Below are 1,336 nucleotides of genomic sequence, written 5' to 3'. Positions count from 1 at the left end.
CGCGTCGACGTACGCCCATACCGTTGGTTTTCTTGTGCTAGCCTCGTCGTCATGGAACGCCGCAAAGTCACCTTCAAGCTCTACCCCAACGCTCGCGAGGCCGAACGCCTCACGTCGTGGATCCGCTTGCACTGTGAGCTGTACAACGCGGCGCTCGAGGAGCGCATCGACGCATACCGCAAGGCCGGGAGGTCGATCAGCTACTACGACCAGCAAAACGCGTTGCCAGAGATCAAGGCGGCTCGTCCCGAGTTCGTCGAGCTCGGCAGTCACGCGTTGCAGCAGACCCTGCGCAAGCTCGATCTGGCGTTTCAGGCGTTCTTTCGCCGCATCAAAGCCGGGCAGACGCCCGGGTTCCCGCGCTTTAAGGCCAGCCAGCGGTTTTCGGGCTTCTGTTATCCGGATCCGGCGGGCTGGAAACTCGCACAGAACGGCACGCGTGGCGCGACCCTTCGCCTCGGTAGCGGCGAGGATGCGATGTCGATCCGTGCCCGAGGCCAGCACCGGTTTGGCGACGGCGCGAAGCCTAACGATCTGACGATCACGCGCAAGAACGGGGAGTGGTTCGCCTCGGTCACGCTGCGCGTTTCGGAAGACGCCTGCGCCCGTGCCCGCACGGGTGAGGAGCATCGCGGCGTCGACTTCGGGCTGACCGACTGGGCCACGTTCGATAACGGCGAGACGATCGACAATCCACGATTCGTGCGCAACGAGATGCCGCGTATGGCGGATCTGCAGCGGCAGCAGGCGAGGAAAAAGCGCGGCTCCATTCGCTATCAGCGGCTGGGCAAGCAAGTAGCGAAGCTGCACGAGCGCATCGGCCACCTGCGCCGCGAGTTCCTGCACAAGACAACGACTCGGCTCGTCAAGTCCTGCGCGCTCATCGCGACCGAAGCACTGCGCACACAGAACATGAGCCGCTCGGCCAAGGGCACGCTGGACAAGCCCGGCCGGAGGGTCAAGCAAAAGGCCGGACTGAATCGCGAGATTCTGTCGGCCGGATTGAGCATGGCGCACCACATGCTCGCGTACAAAGCGGTAGAGGCTGGTACGCGAGTGCATGTGTCAGACACGCGCCAATTAAAGCCGTCGCAGCGCTGCGCCGCGTGCTGGGAGATTGTGCCCAAGACGCTCGCGCAACGCATGCATGAGTGCCCGCACTGCGGACTCAAAATGCCACGCGACCAGAACAGTGCGTCGGTCGTGCTGATCGATGCGCACACGCCTGGAACGGGCGTGGCGGCGAGACCGAAACCGCTGGCGCGGCAACGCGCGAAGTCAAAGTCTGTGACCCGCGAAACCCCCGCTACAGCGTCGCAAGACGCTTAGCGGCGGG

1 protein-coding gene is annotated in these 1,336 nt (G+C 64.1%); it reads left to right on the top strand.

Translation table 11 applies throughout. From position 1 onward, the window contains the following. The first annotated feature begins 51 nt into the window (after positions 1 to 51). A complete protein-coding gene (locus EOS_RS43080; protein ID WP_047898357.1) occupies positions 52 to 1,329 on the top strand; it encodes an RNA-guided endonuclease InsQ/TnpB family protein in 1,278 nt (425 codons plus the stop codon). The last annotated feature ends 7 nt before the right edge of the window (positions 1,330 to 1,336 follow it).

The sequence above is a fragment of the Caballeronia mineralivorans PML1(12) genome (assembly GCF_001028175.1).
Classification (GTDB): Bacteria; Pseudomonadota; Gammaproteobacteria; order Burkholderiales; family Burkholderiaceae; genus Caballeronia; species Caballeronia mineralivorans.
The sequence above is the reverse complement of the archived record's forward strand: the minus strand, read 5'-3'. Positions and strand labels throughout refer to the sequence as shown.

Bases quoted from the DNA above. Each gene is read 5' to 3' on its own strand.
- EOS_RS43080 (WP_047898357.1), top strand. From the start codon at position 52: ATGGAACGCCGCAAAGTCACCTTCAAGCTCTACCCCAACGCTCGCGAG.